Annotated in this window: 14 protein-coding genes; 7 read left to right on the top strand and 7 right to left on the bottom strand. The window is 62.1% G+C overall.

The genetic code is table 11. The features are described 5' to 3' along the window. Positions 1 to 316: 316 nt before the first annotated feature. The 5 genes from leuD to ROG8370_RS08980 form a co-directional block, all read right to left on the bottom strand. The gene (gene leuD / locus ROG8370_RS09000) at positions 317 to 922 is read right to left on the bottom strand and encodes a 3-isopropylmalate dehydratase small subunit (RefSeq protein WP_085826752.1); all 606 of its coding nucleotides are present in this window, start codon (positions 920 to 922) and stop codon (positions 317 to 319) included. Then, positions 922 to 2,328, bottom strand: a complete 1,407-nt coding sequence (gene leuC / locus ROG8370_RS08995; protein ID WP_085826751.1) for a 3-isopropylmalate dehydratase large subunit — start codon at positions 2,326 to 2,328, stop codon at positions 922 to 924. The genes leuD and leuC overlap by 1 nt, the downstream gene beginning before the upstream one ends. Before the next feature lie 298 nt (positions 2,329 to 2,626). Further along, on the bottom strand, positions 2,627 to 3,124 hold the full coding sequence (locus ROG8370_RS08990) for a hypothetical protein (RefSeq protein WP_212580071.1): 498 nt from the start codon (positions 3,122 to 3,124) through the stop codon (positions 2,627 to 2,629). A 138-nt stretch (positions 3,125 to 3,262) separates the two neighbouring features. Next, positions 3,263 to 3,964: a response regulator gene (locus tag ROG8370_RS08985; protein ID WP_085826750.1), complete on the bottom strand. Its 702-nt coding sequence runs from the start codon at positions 3,962 to 3,964 to the stop codon at positions 3,263 to 3,265. Next, entirely contained in the window at positions 3,961 to 4,458 is a 498-nt protein-coding gene (locus ROG8370_RS08980) for a MarR family winged helix-turn-helix transcriptional regulator (protein WP_085826749.1), read from the bottom strand. The genes ROG8370_RS08985 and ROG8370_RS08980 overlap by 4 nt, the downstream gene beginning before the upstream one ends. A 166-nt stretch (positions 4,459 to 4,624) precedes the next feature. On the opposite strand from ROG8370_RS08980, the gene ROG8370_RS08975 reads away from it, so the two are divergent. Then, entirely contained in the window at positions 4,625 to 5,491 is an 867-nt protein-coding gene (locus tag ROG8370_RS08975; protein WP_139838089.1) for a branched-chain amino acid aminotransferase, read from the top strand. A 905-nt stretch (positions 5,492 to 6,396) separates the two neighbouring features. Next, complete coding sequence (locus ROG8370_RS08970) at positions 6,397 to 7,086, top strand: sugar transferase (RefSeq protein WP_085826747.1); 690 nt, start codon at positions 6,397 to 6,399, stop codon at positions 7,084 to 7,086. Positions 7,087 to 7,090: 4 nt separating this feature from the next. Here the strand turns inward: ROG8370_RS08970 and ROG8370_RS08965 are convergent, their stop codons facing one another. Further along, positions 7,091 to 8,323, bottom strand: a complete 1,233-nt coding sequence (locus ROG8370_RS08965) for a glycosyltransferase family 4 protein (RefSeq protein ID WP_245827282.1) — start codon at positions 8,321 to 8,323, stop codon at positions 7,091 to 7,093. 202 nt (positions 8,324 to 8,525) lie between these two features. Here ROG8370_RS08965 and ROG8370_RS08960 point away from each other — a divergent pair, with 202 nt between their 5' ends. From ROG8370_RS08960 to ROG8370_RS08940, 5 genes are read left to right on the top strand one after another with little or no spacing between them, the layout of a single operon-like run. Then, positions 8,526 to 9,920, top strand: coding sequence for a hypothetical protein (locus ROG8370_RS08960; protein WP_085826746.1), 1,395 nt, complete (start codon positions 8,526 to 8,528; stop codon positions 9,918 to 9,920). A gap of 10 nt (positions 9,921 to 9,930) precedes the next feature. After that, positions 9,931 to 11,274: a glycosyltransferase family 4 protein gene (locus ROG8370_RS08955; RefSeq protein WP_170925209.1), complete on the top strand. Its 1,344-nt coding sequence runs from the start codon at positions 9,931 to 9,933 to the stop codon at positions 11,272 to 11,274. Continuing rightward, positions 11,271 to 13,289 (top strand): acyltransferase family protein, encoded by a 2,019-nt coding sequence (locus tag ROG8370_RS08950; RefSeq protein ID WP_085826775.1) that lies wholly within the window; start codon positions 11,271 to 11,273, stop codon positions 13,287 to 13,289. Before ROG8370_RS08955 ends, ROG8370_RS08950 begins: the two co-directional genes overlap by 4 nt. Next, complete coding sequence (locus ROG8370_RS08945) at positions 13,286 to 14,869, top strand: GMC oxidoreductase (protein ID WP_085826745.1); 1,584 nt, start codon at positions 13,286 to 13,288, stop codon at positions 14,867 to 14,869. Before ROG8370_RS08950 ends, ROG8370_RS08945 begins: the two co-directional genes overlap by 4 nt. Continuing rightward, positions 14,866 to 15,633 carry an SDR family NAD(P)-dependent oxidoreductase gene (locus tag ROG8370_RS08940; RefSeq protein WP_085826744.1) on the top strand — a complete coding sequence of 256 codons (768 nt, stop codon included), beginning with the start codon at positions 14,866 to 14,868 and terminating at the stop codon, positions 15,631 to 15,633. The genes ROG8370_RS08945 and ROG8370_RS08940 overlap by 4 nt, the downstream gene beginning before the upstream one ends. On the opposite strand, the gene ROG8370_RS08935 is transcribed toward ROG8370_RS08940, so the two are convergent. After that, on the bottom strand, positions 15,625 to 16,380 hold the full coding sequence (locus ROG8370_RS08935) for a WecB/TagA/CpsF family glycosyltransferase (protein WP_085826743.1): 756 nt from the start codon (positions 16,378 to 16,380) through the stop codon (positions 15,625 to 15,627). The two genes, ROG8370_RS08940 and ROG8370_RS08935, sit on opposite strands and share 9 nt — an antisense overlap. Between the last annotated feature and the right edge of the window lie 99 nt (positions 16,381 to 16,479).

The following is a 16,479-nucleotide window of genomic DNA, read 5'->3' as shown; positions in this document are numbered from 1 at the left end:
CTTGGTCGGTCGCGATACGATGCCGCGGCCTTGTTCCAACTTGACCTGCCAAATTATGGCGGTATGCCTCAATATTGCCCAACTTTTGCCCACTTTCACCAAACAGCTCAAGAGCTTGGTTAATAAGACGTAAGATTTAAGGCCGATTGAGGGAGTAACTGGTGCAGTATTACATCAAAGTTGGGTCAAAACTGCGGCGTAAGCCTATGTAAATACTGCATCTTGTGTGTGGCGGGAAATTCGGCACAAGACGGGGCTTGAAAGCAAAAACGCCGCGAGACTGGCTCGCGGCGTGATTTTTTCTGGTCTTGCTGCCTTAGACCCAGGGGCGCGTCTGTTCCGCCTTGGTCTCGAAAGCATCAATAGAGGCGGCTTTTTCCATCGTTAGGCCGATGTCATCAAGCCCTTCCAGAAGGCAATGCTTCTTGAATGCGTCCACTTCAAAGGCAAAGACTTCACCGTCCGATGTCGATACCGTCTGCGCCTCAAGGTCCACCTCGACGCGGGCGTTGGCGCCTTTTTCGGCCTCCTTCATCAGAATATCGACCTGTTCTTGCGGCAGGGCGATCGGCAGGATGCCGTTCTTGAAGCAGTTGTTGTAAAAGATGTCGGCAAAGCTTGGCGCAATCACGCAGCGGATGCCGAAATCCTTGATCGCCCAAGGCGCATGTTCGCGCGACGAGCCACAGCCAAAGTTGTCACCCGCGATCAGGATCTGCGTTTCGCGGTACTGCGGCTTGTTGAGCACGAAATCGGGGATTTCATTGCCATCATCGTCATAGCGCATCTCGTCGAACAGGTTCACACCCAACCCCGACCGCTTGATCGTTTTCAGGAACTGCTTGGGGATGATCATATCGGTGTCGATGTTGATCATCGGCATCGGCGCGGCGATCCCGCTCAGTTTTTCGAACTTTTCCATTACATCATCTCCCGAACATCGGTCAGTTTGCCGGTTATCGCCGCTGCCGCCGCCATGGCGGGGCTCATCAGGTGCGTGCGTCCGCCGCGGCCCTGGCGGCCCTCGAAGTTGCGGTTCGACGTGGCCGCACAGCGCTCGCCGGGTGACAGCTGATCGGGGTTCATCGCAAGACACATCGAACATCCCGCCAGACGCCATTCAAAGCCGGCCTCCTTGAAGATATCGGCAAGGCCTTCTTCCTCGGCCTGCGCGCGCACAAGGCCAGAGCCGGGCACGATCATCGCGCGAATGCCGTCCTTGACCTTCTTACCCTTGAGGATCGCCGCAGCCGCACGCAGATCTTCGATCCGCCCGTTGGTGCAGGACCCGATAAAGACGGTGTCGATCTCGACGTCGCTTAGCGGGGTGCCGGGGGTCAGGCCCATGTAATCAAGGCTGCGCTGCGCCGCATCTACCTTGCCGCCGGTGAAATCCGACGCCGAGGGCACGTTTGCGGTGATCGGCAAGACATCCTCGGGGCTGGTGCCCCAGGTGACCACGGGGGCGATATCCTCGCCCTTGAGGGTGACAACCTTGTCCCAATGCGCATCATCATCGGAATAGAGCGTTTTCCACCAGGCAAGCGCGGCTTCCCACTGCGCGCCTTTCGGCGCATGCGGGCGACCCATGCAATACTCAAAGGTCTTTTCATCCGGCGCAATAAGACCGGCGCGCGCGCCACCCTCGATCGCCATGTTACAGACGGTCATGCGGCCTTCCATGCTGAGGTCGCGAATGGCCTCGCCACAATATTCGATCACATAGCCGGTGCCGCCGGCCGTGCCGGTCACACCAATCACCGAGAGGGTGATATCCTTGGCCGTCACACCGGGGCGCAGCTTGCCGGTGATCTCGACCTTCATGTTCTTGCCCTTGCGCTGGATCAGCGTCTGGGTCGCCAGAACATGCTCAACCTCGGACGTGCCGATGCCATGGGCCAAAGCGCCGAACGCGCCATGGGTGGCGGTGTGGCTGTCGCCGCAGACCACGGTCATGCCCGGCAAGGTCCAGCCCTGCTCGGGGCCGACGATATGCACGATGCCCTGGCGCACGTCCGACACCGGATAATAGTGAATGCCGAAATCCTTGGCGTTCTTGTCAAGCGCCTCAACCTGAATGCGGCTGTCTTCGGTCATGGTGGCGGCATTGGCACGGTCAAGCGTGGTGGGCACGTTGTGGTCCGGCACGGCAATGGTCTTGTCCGGCGCGCGCACCGTGCGGTTGGTCATCCGCAGCCCTTCAAAGGCCTGCGGGCTGGTGACCTCATGCACAAGGTGGCGGTCGATATAAAGCAGGCAGGTGCCATCGTCGGCCTCGTGGGCGACATGGGCATCCCAGATTTTATCATAAAGCGTCTTGGGGGACATGTGTCCTCTCCCGTTCTCTAGTGGCTGGTTTTCAGATGTGACAGGGCGTTGCGCGCCTCATAGGCGGGCAAGAATTGTAAGCGTCGCACCAAAGAAACGCCAAGGCAGGCGCGCGCGGTCATCCATGTCAAAAATCGGTATCATGCCAGAGCAGATACAGCGCCCGCCCGAGTCTATCAAGGGGCCCTTATAATGCAGCCCCAATCAATCTTTCTCCCCGAGTTCTTCTTGCCCCAAATATCCCGGGGGAGTCGCCCTTGGGCGACGGGGGCGGCGCCCCCATCACCGGGCTTCGCTCTTACGGGGCGTCGTCGATCACACCTGTCAGCGTGAATTCACGATTCGGCCCGCCCGCGGGATGAATTTCAAGCGCGCCAACGCCGCGTTTTCCGGCAAAGATACCGGTGCCACTGGTCAGCTCCCAAAACCCGTTGTCATGCAGCGCGGGCTTGTCCTCGCCCTTCATGAACACGGCGCGGACGGTGAATTTGACGACCGCAACATCGCCCGTTTCCGTTTCAAAGCGCAGATAGCCGCGCGGATCACCGGCCATCGGCGGGTTGATGTCATGCCAGCCAAATTCGTCGACCTTGGCCCCTGCCAGCGGGCCGTCGCCGGTGGCATCCCCCTGACGATGCACCGCAAGGACGAAATGCTTGGTGCCATCATTCATGTCGAATTTCATCTGTTCCTGCGGTACCATCACCGCCTTGACCGAGACCTGTTCGGCCAGTGCGACGCTTGCCAGCATCGATAGGCCAAGCGTGGCGGCCCCGATGAATTTTCCGAATTTCATGGTCATCTCCCTATATATTTATGACGAACTCTTTCATGCATAAACCTGCATGTGTTCAGGTGCCCGCAGCATGCCTGCCGAGGGGCCCTCGTTTCAATCATAGAGTGGGGTCGCGCGATCACTTAAGCGTGTAACTGCCTAGTCGGGCGACAGCATATAGCCCTCGCCGCGCACGGTCTGAAGATAGCGCGGCTGCTTGGGGTCGGATTCGATCTTGCGGCGCAGACGCGTGATCTGCACGTCAACAGCGCGTTCCTGGGCCTGACCGCCGTCGCGCCCAAGATCCTCGACAAGCTTGGTGCGCGTCACCGGCTGGCGCAGGTTCTCGGCAAAGATGCGCATAAGCTGAACCTCGGTCGCAGTCAGCCGGATCGGCGTGCCGCCGCGACTAAGCTCTGCGCGCTCGATGTCATAGCGCACCGGGCCCATCTGCACGACCTTGGGCGCGGCATTGTCCGGCTCTGGCTCCGGCATCCGGCGCAGGATCGCGTTGATCCGAAGCAAAAGCTCTTTCGGCTCGAAGGGTTTTGCCAGGTAATCGTCGGCACCGGCCTCAAGCCCCTCGATGCGATCCGGGGTTTCGCCGCGCGCCGTCAGAAGAAGGATCGGCGTGCTATGGGTTTCACGCAGCGCGCGCGTCAGGTCGATCCCGCTTTCGCCGGGCATCATCACATCCATCACGATAAGGTCAAAATCCAGCCCCGCCAGCACCCGGCGGGCATGGGCCGCATCGCGGGCGACGGACACCAGAAACCCGTGCCGCATCAGAAACTTGCGCAGCAGGCCGCGAATGCGTTCGTCATCATCGACGATCAACAGGTGTGGTGCAGGCCCGGTCATGCGTCAGTCTCCCTGATAGCGTAATAACGGCGGCGCATGTCGGGGTCCATCATCGCCTCCAGCACCTGACGAAACCCGGCCACCGCCTGCGGCCCCGCCGCGCGGTAAGCGGCGCGCATGCGGGCGCGTTGGGCATCCGACAGCTTGCGTTCAAGCGCCTCGCCCTCTTCGGTCAGGTAAAGATGACGTTCGCGCTTGTCGCTTTTGCCGACCCTGCTATCGACAAGCCCATCCTCGACCAGGGCCCGCAGCACCCGGTTGAGCGATTGCTTGGTCACCCCGAGGATCGCAAGCAGGTTGTTGACCGTGGTGCCGGGGCTGCGCGAGATAAAGTGGATCGCCCGGTGATGTGCGCGCCCATAGGCCATGGTGGCCAGAATGCGGTCGGGATCGGCGGTAAAGCCGCGATAGGCAAAGAACATCGCCTCGATACCCTGGCGCAGCTGTTCATCGGTCAGAAACAGAAGGTTTTCGCCACCCTGAAATTCGGCCATGACCCGTCTCCGTTCACAATACTCACGCGATATATTTCATATTAAGTCAGCTTTATTGACATTCCAAGGTCAAACTGGTAGCGAATCTCAGTTTTAACGTAACTTTATGTCCGAAACGGACGGAATTTGCGCAACAAATGCAAAGACAGTCAAGAGGAGACGGATGATGTCTGGCTATGATGATCGCGACGGAAAGATCTGGATGGATGGTGGCCTTGTCGATTGGCGTGATGCCAATGTCCACATCCTGACCCATGCGCTGCACTATGCCAGCTCAGTTTTCGAGGGCGAGCGCTGTTATGATGGCAAGGTGTTCAAAAGCCGCGAACACTCGGCGCGGCTTTTGAAGTCGGGCGAGCTTATGGATATGGCGATTCCTTATACCGTGGATGAGATCGAGGCGGCCAAGCGCGCGGTGCTCGATGCCAACAATCTCACCAACGCCTATCTGCGCGTCGTCGCGTTCCGTGGCGCGGGCGAAGACATGGGCGTTGCGGCCTCGCGCAACCCGATCCGCATGGCGGTCACCGCCTGGGAATGGGGCAACTATTATGGCGACGCCAAGATGAAGGGCGCCAAGCTTGATATCGCCAAGTGGAAACGCCCCAGCCCCGAGACCATCCCGGTGGCGGCCAAGGCGGCCGGTCTTTACATGATCTGCACCATGTCCAAGCACGCGGCCGAGGCCAAGGGCTGTTCGGATGCGATGTTCCTTGATTATCGCGGCTATGTCGCCGAGGCGACCGGCGCGAACATCTTCTTCGTCAAGGACGGCGAGATCCACACACCGCTGCCGGATTCGATCCTCAACGGGCTGACCCGGCAGACGGTCATCGGCATGCTGCGTGATCGCCAGATCAAGGTTCATGAGCGCCACATCATGCCCGAAGAGCTTGAGGGCTTTGAACAGTGCTTCCTGACGGGCTCTGCCGCCGAGGTGACCCCGGTGGGCCAGATCGGCGATTATAATTTCGAGGTGGGCGCCCTGACCCGCGAGATCTCCGAGGGCTATGAGGCGCTTGTGCGCGCTTAAAACAGCTTTTTAAAACTCAGGTTTCATACGCCGTCCGGGATAGTCTCGGGCGGCGTTTTTGCATGCGCCAGCCCCTGATTTCGTCCGGATTGCCCATTTTCACAGGGGTGATTCGGGGATGGTGATCACGGTTTCGTGAGCGACGCGCCCTGAGGGGCGTTTTTCAGACTCTCTTTAAAGGTGTCAGAATTGTGGCAAGGATGCGGCAGGTCGGTCGCGGGCCGTCTTCGCATTGCGAAGGTCGGCCCCGGCCCGCACATGCGTTTCGCAAGTGGCGACAGTATCCGCCGCTTAAATGGGCATTTGGGGGATCGGCGACCGCATTTTCCCCGTTTATGCGAAGCAATGGTGCCTATACATATTCATTGTTTCGCATGCGGTCGTAATTGCTGCTGCGACTGTGGTTAAGCGGTGCCGCCTCGGCAACAGTGTCTTGCTGCGTTTTGGGGCTGAAATGTGGCAAAATTGGGAACAAAGGGTGGGAAGCCGGACGGTAACGAACAGGGCAAAATTGCGGCAATGCCAAAGCTGTCCTTGGGTCAATTTGGCGACGGTTTGCGCCGCAAATAACGCTAAGGTTGTGTTTTTGCTGGGTTCTTGACTTGCTCTATCGTTATAGGCGATCCTGTGTAAGTTAGCTTAAAAGCTGAATAATTTTCCCGACGAGGTGGGTGTGGGGGCATCTGTCTATCTGTCGAGAAGGCTGCCGAGCAACCTTGATGTCATATGCAGCACCTTCGGATTACGTGTGATCCGGAGCGTCGTAATTCGGTGCAGTTTGTGCCGCAATTAGGTCGCAATTGAAAGACGTCGGCCGGGCTGTCCGGCCGCCGACGGGTGCAAGGGGTGCCCGACTGCGTAACGGTAGTGAGTTTGGGGATCGTGTCCTTCTGGGGAGTGCCAACATGAATTTTAGAATGCTTCGGGCGCAGCCACGCCTGAATACCAACGATTTTATTCAAACCTTTGCTGTTCCGGGTGGCCGACCACAGGTTTACACAGGGTTTTTCAAGCGCCTCATCGACATCGTGATTGTCCTTGTCGCGGCCGTTCCGGTCATCGCTGTCGTTGCGGTGCTTGCGGTGCTGGTCGCCCTGGATGGGAAGTCGCCGTTTTTCGCGCAGAACCGCGTCGGCCGGAATGGCGTGACCTTCCGGATGTGGAAATTGCGCAGCATGGTCACCGATGCCGAGGCGCAGCTTGAAACCTATCTGAATGCGAACCCCGAGCATCGCCGCGAATGGGACGAGCATCAGAAGCTGCGCCATGACCCGCGGATCACCACCATCGGGCGGATCATTCGCAAGACATCGCTGGACGAGCTGCCGCAGCTTTTCAACGTGCTCAAGGGCGATATGTCGATTGTCGGCCCGCGTCCGATGATGCCGTCACAACGCGTGATGTATCCGGGCCTTGCCTATTTCGCCATGCGCCCGGGCATTACCGGCTTCTGGCAAATCTCGGTGCGCAACGAAAGCAGCTTTGCCGAGCGTGCAGAATTCGACAACAGCTATTTCAAGGAACTGTCGCTTGTCACCGATGTGGTGGTGATGCTGCGTACCTTCCGCGTGGTGCTCTGCGGAACCGGCTGCTGATCGGCTAGCCTCTCTCAAGACGCGCGCGTGCCTCGACCAGGCGCGCGCGAACCGTTTCTCCCCAAGCACGCCAATTAAGCCGGGTTTCATATTCCTGTCGGCTGGTGGCGCGCAGCCTGAAATAGGCGGCGGGATCTTGCAAATAGCCGGTGATCAGCGACGTGAAGGCCGCCACGCTGTCGCCTTCGGCGGCAATGGCATGACCGTTCACCCCCTCGCGCACCGGCACACCCCCCACCTTAAGGCAAAGCGACGGAAGCCCATGCGCCGAGGCCTCGCAAAAGGCAAAGCCGTAGGATTCAAACGAAGCCATCACCATGAAATGCGCCGATTTGAGACAGGCGTCGAGCGTCGCGCGCTCGTCCGGTTTGGCTTTGTCCAGATGCGGGTGCACGGTGACATGGGCGTTGCGGTGAAACTCGGGCGGGGTACAACCGATGACCGTAAGCCGCGCATCATGGCCCAGGGCGCGCAGGGCCTTCATCGTGTCAAACGCCACTGGGCCACCCTTGGCAAACCAGTCGCGCCCCAGAACCAAAAGATAAATCGGTGCGCCTTGCCCAAGGAGGGGGGGCGCGTCGGGCCGACCGGGGTCGGCGATATTGGCACCCCAAGGCACGACAAGCGACTTTGCCGGGTCAAGCCCATAAAGCGGGTCGGCCTCTGACTTGAGCCACTCGCTTGGCCAGAACAAAAGGTCGCTTGCCTGAAACACCTGGCGTTCCGCGCGCAGGATCAGCGGGTCGATCAATCGCGACACTTTGAGGAATGATCCGAACGCCGCGCCCACCTCGGACCGTTTGTAAGCCGTCGGTGTGGCGTCGGATGTATAGGCCGTGACCATGGGGTAAGGCAGGCGCAGCCGATGCAGCGAGTGAAAGCTATAGGCGCAGAACAACACGTCATATTGCCCCTGTCGCAAGTCATTGGCGACACCGCGTGCGATCACCCGCCCAAGCGCCAGATGTGCCCGCCAACGGGCGCGCATGGTGACGCTGTCGGGCAGGGCCTCGATCGCCTGTCGGACGGGCTCGGCCGCATGCCAGCCCGAGCCAAGCACGGTGACATCGCCGACGTGGTCGCGCAGGGTGGCCAAAAGACGGGCGTTGCCCCCGGAATAGCTGTGCCGGTCCTCGGGGCTTTGATCGCACAAATAGGCGATCCGAAGGGGCTGTGCCTGCGCCATGCTGGGGCGATCCTTGCCCTTGTCAAAACAATTGGCCCGATACGCGGGCATTGATGCATGCCATGCGCGGAATAGGACGCTAGCACGTTGAATTTGTTGATATCTGCACCTTTTGGAGCATAGAGTAAGCATGAAATCAACCCCGCGGTGGGGCCGGGGCGGGGAATGAGGCGCGCTAGGGTCGCGAATTGGCCCGCGCTTTGATCAACGACAGATGGCGTGGTTGTAAACAAAAAGAGGTGCCCGGCGCGTTATGCCGAATGGTTTGGCCTATCTCATGCTGGCGGTCTGGCCGCTTGTGACGCTGGTGATGTTTCGTCGCTGGCCGATCGAGCGTGCGCTGATCTGGTCTTTGCTCGGGGCCTATATGTTCCTGCCGCCGCCGCCCGCCGCGTTTGACTTTCCTCTTATGCCGCCGCTGACCAAGGAATCCCTGCCAAGCGTTGTCACCTTTGCCATCTGCCTGTTCTATTATGGCCGTCAGGCGCCGCTCTTGCCGCGCGCGCGGCTGGCAAGGGCGCTCGTCGTCTTGTTCATCTTCAGCCCCATTGCCACCGTTCTCGGCAACACAGAGCCGGTGTTTTACGGCAGCATCGGCCTGCCCGCCCTGGGCCTCAAGGATATGGTGGCGCTGGTCCTGCTACAGTTCATCCTGATCCTGCCGTTCCTGATGGCGCGCCAAATCCTGGCCACGCCGCAGGGCCTGCGCGAACTGGTCGGCGCGCTGTTTGTCGGCGGGATGATCTATTCGCTGCCGATGCTGCTTGAGGTGCGCCTGTCGCCACAGCTCAACATCTGGATCTACGGCTATTTCCAGCACAACTTCGAACAGATGATCCGTGATGGCGGGTTTCGCCCGATCGTGTTCATGTATCACGGGCTTTGGGTGGCGTTCTTTACGGTCATGTCGATCACCTGTGCGATTGCTTTGGCGCGCGAGGCCGATGGGCGCCGTCGCGCCACCCTGATCGGCGCGGCGCTTTATCTGGGTGTTGTGCTGGTGCTGTGCAAATCGCTTGGCTCGCTGCTCTATGGCATCTACCTCGCGCCGCTGGCGCTTTTGCTGCCGGTGCGCTTGCAGCTTCGGATCGCGGCGGCGATGGTGCTTGTCGCGATAAGCTATCCGGTGCTCAAGGGCGCCGGGCTTGTGCCGGTCGACTGGTTGCTGGAACAGGCCGGGCGCGCCAGCCCCGAGCGCGCGAATTCGCTCCGCTTTCGCCTGGATAACGAGGATATCCTGATGGAGCGTGCCTATCTCAAGCCGCTCTTCGGCTGGGGAAGCTGGGGGCGCAATCACATCCTCAATCCGGTGACAGGGATTATCGAAACCGTGACCGACGGGCGTTGGATCATCCTGATCGGGATTTATGGCTGGGTTGGCTACATGGCCGAGTTTGGCCTGATCGCCCTGCCGATCCTGATGCTCTGGGGCAATGCCCGCCGTCTTGGGTGGCAAGATATCTCGCCGCTTTTGGGGCCGGTTGCGCTTTTGCTGGCGATCAACCTGATTGACATGCTGCCGAATGCGACGCTGACGCCGCTGACATGGCTGTTTGCGGGCACGCTTCTTGGGATTGCCGAAAGGATGCGCGATCAAAAACCGTCACGCAAGGGGCCGCGCTCGCTTGGCTGGCGTCCGGTGATGTGAGGGGCGCGCGATGACAGTGCAGAGACCACGCGTTCTTGCAATCGCCGAGGCCGCCAATCCCGAATGGGTCAGCGTGCCGCTTGTCGGCTGGTCGCTGGCAAGCGCGCTGCGCGAGGTGGCGGATGTGCATATCGTCACGCAGGTGCGCAACCGCGAGGCATTCCTGCGCGCGGGGCTTTGCGAGGGCCGTGATTTCACCGCCATCGACTCCGAGGCGCTTGCCCGCCCGCTCTGGGCGCTTGGGCAAAAGCTTCGGATGGGCGAGGGCAAGGGCTGGACCACGCTGCAACTGATCAACGCGCTGTCTTATCCGTGGTTTGAACATCTCGTCTGGAAGACCTTTGGCGCGGATGTCCGCGCCGGTAAGTATGACATCGTGCATCGCATCACCCCGCTAAGCCCGACCCTCTCAAGCCCGATTGCCGCCAAATGCGCGCGCGCGGGTGTGCCCTTTGTGCTTGGTCCCTTGAATGGTGGCGTGCCATGGCCCGAGGGCTTTGACCGCGAGCGCCGCCGCGAACGCGAATGGCTTAGCTATCTGCGCAGCGCCTATAAGGCCCTGCCGGGGCGGCGCGCCACCTTGCGTCACGCAAGCGCCATCCTTGCCGGGTCGCGCCACACGCTTGGCGAGATGCCAGAGGCGCTGCGCGGCAAATGCATCTACCTGCCGGAAAACGCGATTGATCCGGCGCGGTTTTCGCGCGCCGGCGCGCCGGGGGACGGGCCAATGCGCGCCGGGTTCGTCGGGCGGTTGGTGCCCTACAAAGGCCCCGACATGCTGATCGAGGCCGCCGTGCCGATGCTGCGCGCGGGCAGGTTATTGCTTGATCTGGTGGGCGACGGGCCGATGATGGCCGATCTGCGCACGCAGGCCGAGGCGCTTGGCGTCAGTGACGCGGTGACCTTTCACGGCTGGTTGCCCCATCAAGAGGTGCAGAACGTGCTTGCCGGTTGTCACCTGTTCGCCTTTCCTTCGATCCGCGAATTCGGCGGCGGTGTGGTGCTAGAGGCGATGGCGCTTGGCGTGCCGCCCTTGATCGTCGATTACGCCGGTCCCGGCGAATTGGTGCAGGCCGGGCGCGGCTACAAAGTGCCCATCGGGTCGCGCGAAAGCATCATTTCCGGGTTTCGCCGCGCCTTGGAGTTTCTTGCCGAGGATCGCGCAGCCCTGGCGCAAACCGGCCAGACGGCACGCGATTGGGTGGCGCAGAATTTCACCTGGGGCCGCAAAGCCGAACAGGTGCTTTCGGTCTATCAGGCCGTGCTTTCGGGCGCGCCGATGCCTGCGTTCTTTGACGCGCCCGCGACGCCCGCCACCTGTGCGCCATGGGCCAATCCCGAGGCAACAACATGAGCGCGCGCCCCTCTGGCTATCGCCCCGAGATCGACGGGCTGCGCTCGATCGCGGTCTTGGCGGTGGTGCTCTATCACTTTGGTTTGCCGGGGCTGTCGGGCGGCTTTGTCGGCGTCGATGTCTTCTTCGTGCTCTCGGGGTTCCTGATCGGCGGCATCCTCTGGTCCGAGTTGATCGAGACCGGGCGCATCCGCGTTGGCGCGTTCTACCTGCGCCGGATCAGGCGGCTGGCGCCTGCCTATTTCGCCATGGCGGCGGTGTCGTTCCTCGTGGCGTGGTTCGTGCTTTTGCCGTTCGAATTCCGCGCCTTTGGCAAGGCTTTGATCGCGGCGACGGTCTATCTCTCGAACGTGCATTTCTACCGCGAGGCGGGGTACTTCGACATCGGCGCCGAGGATAAGGTGCTGTTGCACACCTGGTCGCTCGCCGTCGAGGAACAGTTCTATATCGTCCTGCCATTTGCCCTCTTGCTTCTGGTTCGCTGGCGGCGCGCCTTGCCCGCGATCATGGTCGGCGCGGCGATCCTCTCGCTTCTGGCCTGTGTGCGCCTGACCGACACATCGCCGACAGCGGCCTTTTACCTGTTCCCGTTCCGCGCATGGGAGCTTTTGGCCGGGGTGCTTTTGGCCATTGCCGGGCATCAGAAAAACCTGCGATGGGTGGTGCATCCGGCCCTGTCATGGGCCGGGCTTGGCCTTGTTCTGGCAGGGATCGTGATGATCACGCCAGGGCCGGGGTTTCCGGGGCTTCAGGCGCTTGCGCCGGTGATCGGCACGGTTCTGATCCTCGCCAACGGGCGCGACGTGAACCCGGTCAATCGCGCGCTGTCGCATCCCGCTCCGGTGTTCATCGGGGTGATTTCCTATTCGCTTTACCTCTGGCACTGGCCGGTTCTGACCCTCTCGCAATACTGGCGGGGCGGTTACTCCGGCGCGGTCGAGGCGGCGTTTTGGCTGGCGCTTGCCTTTGGCCTTTCGGTGTTGTCCTGGCGCTATGTCGAGCGGCCCGTGCGGCGCATGCGCGGCCCCGCGACCCTGCCCTTGGTGGGCGGCACGGTCCTTGCCTCCGTTGCCTTGCTGGCGCTTGGCGCTCTGGTCTGGAAGGGCGACGGCATGGCCGGTCGGTTCGCGCCTGATGTGCGCACCCATATCGAGGCCTCGGCCGATTTCAATCAGGATTGGTCGCGCTGTGTGACCCCCGAGAGCGGGCCGCTGGCCGGGGTTGAAACCTGTCCCATCGGCCCGGATGGCCCGCCCGAAGTTCTGATCTGGGGCGATAGCCATCTTAGGGCGATGAAAGAGGGGATCGAGCGCGCGGCTTTTGACGCCAATCGCCCCGCCTTGGTCATTTGGCATGCCGGCTGTCCGCCGCTTTTTGACGTGACCAAGACCGAGAGCGCGGCCACCCCTGCGCAGGATGCCGATTGCACCCGCGCCACTGAAACGATCCGCGCGGGCCTGTCGCAGATCAAAAGCCTCAAAACCCTGCTGCTTGTCGGCCGCTGGAGCTATTACGCCGAGGGACAGGGCAGCGGTATTGACGCGCACAATCGCATCGCCCTTGCGCCCGCCCCCGAAAGCAATCTGCCGGTCGGGCCGCAACACACGCTATTCAACGCCGCCCTGACCCGCACAGTAGCAGAGCTGCGAGCGCAATTCGGGCCGGTCTTTGTACTGCGCCAGATGCCCGAGGTGCCCGAGTATGCATCACGCGAGGTTGCCCGCGATCTGGCCCATGGGCGCATGGCGCGCGACGATCAAAGCCGCTTTGCGGTGCCGCGCTTTGCCGCCAAGGCCCGCGCTGCGCGCGCCGAAGCGCCGCTGTTCGCGCTTGCCCGCGCCGGGCGGATCATGCTGATCGACGGCTGGCCGCGCCTGTGCGATGCGCGCGACTGTTCGGTGATGCAGGGCGGCGCGGCGTGGTATTTCGACAATAACCACCTGACCAATCGCGCCGCCATCGCGCTCAGCGATCTGTTCGCGCCGGTCTTTGCCCTGCCTGCGGTGGCGAAATGAGCGCCGATATTCGCGAGACCCTTTGGGATGTGATCGTGATCGGCGCCGGCATGGGCGGCGGCATTGTCGGGCGTCGGCTGGCGGAAATGGGTCTGTCGGTGCTCTTCGTTGAAAAAGGCCCAAGCGGGCATCGCGCCGAGCGTCAGGGCCTTAACCCCGACATGGCCGATCCGGTGGCGCGACAGCTGCGCGGTTATTGGCCGGGGCCGATGCGCGCCACGATCAACGGGCGCGCGTCGGAATTCTTTGGCCCGATTGGCGCAGGCGTCGGTGGCTCGTCGGTGTTTTATGCCGCCACGCTTGAGCGCCCGGAACGTCACGATCTTGAGGCCACCGAGGATCGGCCCCATCCCACCGGCGGCTGGCCGGTGGGGTTTGACGCAATGCGCCCCTGGTACGCGCGCGCCCAAGCGCTGTTGCATGTCTGTGGCGAGGCCGATCCTTTGTCGCAAGAGCCGCCCGCCGATCTGGCCAAGCCGCCGCCGCTTGACCCCACAGACAGCGCCCTGATGGCAAGCCTCAGGCGTGGCGGGCTTCATCCCTACCGGCTCCATTCCGCGATCCGTTATGTCGAGGGCTGCCATGATTGTCTGGGGTTGAAATGCCCGCGCCGCTGCAAGATGGATGGCCGCTCTGCCGGGGTGGAACCGGCGCTTGCGACGGGGCGCGCGACGGTGCTTGATAAGTGTACGGTACGGCGGCTCTGTGGCGATACGGGCCGGATAAGCCATATCGAGGTGCTGCGCGATGGCGAGGCGTTTGATCTGCGCGCGCGCCGCTTTGTTCTGGCGGCCGGGGCGTTCGGCTCGCCGCGTTTGCTATTGGCGTCAAAATCCGCGCAGTGGCCTGAGGGCTGCGCCAATCAAAGCGGGCTTGTCGGGCGCAACCTGATGTTTCACCTCAACGAGATGTTCGCCCTCTGGCCACCGCGCACCGCGCAGGCAGGCGGCCCCGGCAAGGCGATTTCGCTGCGCGATCTCTACCACCGGGATGGGCAGCGTTTTGGCACGGTGCAGGCGATGGGGATTGAGGCTGGGTACGGCGAGATCGTGCATTTCCTCAACGGCATGTTCGATCGCTCTGCGCTGCGCCATATCCGCGCCCTGCGTCATCTGACCCGCATTCCGGCGGCAATTGCCGCGCGCCTTATGGGGCGGGCCAAGGTGTTTGTCGGCTTGATGGAGGATCTTGGGTATCCCGAAAACCGCGTCACATGGGACGAGAGCGCGCCGGATGCGCTTGATTTCACCTATCACCTGCATGACGAATTGCTGACCCGTCGCCGCGCCTTTCGCCGTGCTATTTTCAAGGCGCTGCGCGGGCACCGGCGGGTGTTCCTGACCCATCAGCCCGAGTTGAATTTTGGCCATCCCTGTGGCACGCTGCGCTTTGGGACCGATCCGAAAACCAGCGTTCTCAATGCCGATTGTCGCGCGCATGGGCTGGACAATCTCTATGTGGCGGATGCCTCTTTCATGCCCTCGTCGATGGGGGTGAACCCCAGCCTGACCATTGCCGCCAACGCGCTCCGCGTGGCCGAGGCGATTGGCCGGGACCTCTCGAAGGATACGCCGGAATGAACGACAGGATGAAATCTGGGATTGCCGTGGTGACCGGCGCGGGCGGCGGGCTTGGCCGGGCGCTTGCGCTTGAACTGGTGGCGCGCGGAATGCGCGTGGTGGCGCTTGGCCGTCGCCGTGAAGGGATTGAGGAAACCGCCGCGATGGCGCCCGAGGGCGCGGTCGAGGTGCTTCAGGTCGATGTCGCCGATGCGGGCGCGGTGCGCGAAGGCCTGCGCGAGGTCAGCGAAGAGGTGCCGATCACCCTGTTGATCAACAATGCCGCCGTCTATCCGCGCCGCGATTTTCTGGATGAAACGCCAGAGAGCTTTATGGATACGGTCGCGATCAATCTTGGTGGCATGGTCAATTGCAGCCACGCCGCGCTTGAAGGGATGGTTGAGGTCGGTTTCGGGCGAATCATGAATGTCTCGACCTTTGCCGATCTCGCGCCGCTGTCGGCCTCGTCGGGCTATGCGGTATCCAAAGGCGCGGCGCGCATCCTGAGCCGGGCGATGATTGCCGATCTTGCCGACCGTTTCCCCGATATCGTGATCAACGACTGGATGCCCGGCATGCTGGCGACCAAGATGGGGGTGGCGCATGGGCTTGACCCCGCCCAATCGGCCCGATGGGGGGCGGCGCTTGCGCTCTGGCACGACCCGGCCCTCACCGGAAGCGTGTTTGAACAGGATCGTGAAATCCTGCCGCCGCGCGGTCTAAAGGGGCGGATAAAGGATGCGGTGCTGATGCGGCGGCAGAGCCCGCGCGTGATCTTACCCTAGGCGTCGCATGCGCCACGCGCGCAGCGCGTGACCCGGAAGGATGGCTGCGCAGCGGGCATAACGCGGCACCATTCGGCGCGGCTGGCCCAGCATCCGCCAGAGCCATTCCAGCGCCATCGCGCGCACCCATTGAGGCGCGCGCACCTGCTGACCGGCGATGAAATCAAGCCCGGCGCCAAAGGCGGCAAAGCCCACATTGGGAAGCCGCGCATAGGCGCGGGCGGCAAAGATTTCCTGTTTCGGCGCGCCAAGCGCCACAAGGCAGAGCAGCGCGCCGGATTGCTCAAGCTGGGCAATCATGTCATCGGCCTCGGGGCCGGTTGGATCAAACCCCATCGGCGGGGCAATCTGCGCAGCGACCTTAAGCCCCGGCACCTGCGCTTGCAGGGCGTCTGCGGCCTCGGCCAACACCGGGGCCGTACTGCCCAGCAGGGCCAGAGGCACGCCGCACTCTGCCGCGATCCGCACCAGCGGCATCACCATGTCAGAGCCGGGAACCAGGCCAACAGGCCGCCCCGCAAGCCGCGACAGCCAGACAATCGGGTTGCCATCGGCCACGATCATGTCGTGCTGGCCGTAGGCCGCCAGAAACGCCGGATCGCGCGGCAATTTCACCAGGTGATCAAGATTGAGCGTCGCCAGAGCAAAGCCGCGCCCCTCGCGCAAGCGCGCCGCGACCTCGCGCTCAAGCGCGGCGCGGTCGCGCGGGGCGATCCGGATACTCTGTTCTTTGATCTGAAATTCCACGATGATGGCCCCGATACGCGATCTGCGCAAATCAGGTATATCAGCCTTGAAACATGGCTGACCATAGGGCGAAACCGGGGTCTTTTTGCGATTTTGCCG

The sequence above is a fragment of the Roseovarius gaetbuli genome (assembly GCF_900172365.1).
Classification (GTDB): Bacteria; Pseudomonadota; Alphaproteobacteria; order Rhodobacterales; family Rhodobacteraceae; genus Roseovarius; species Roseovarius gaetbuli.
The sequence above is the reverse complement of the archived record's forward strand: the minus strand, read 5'-3'. Positions and strand labels throughout refer to the sequence as shown.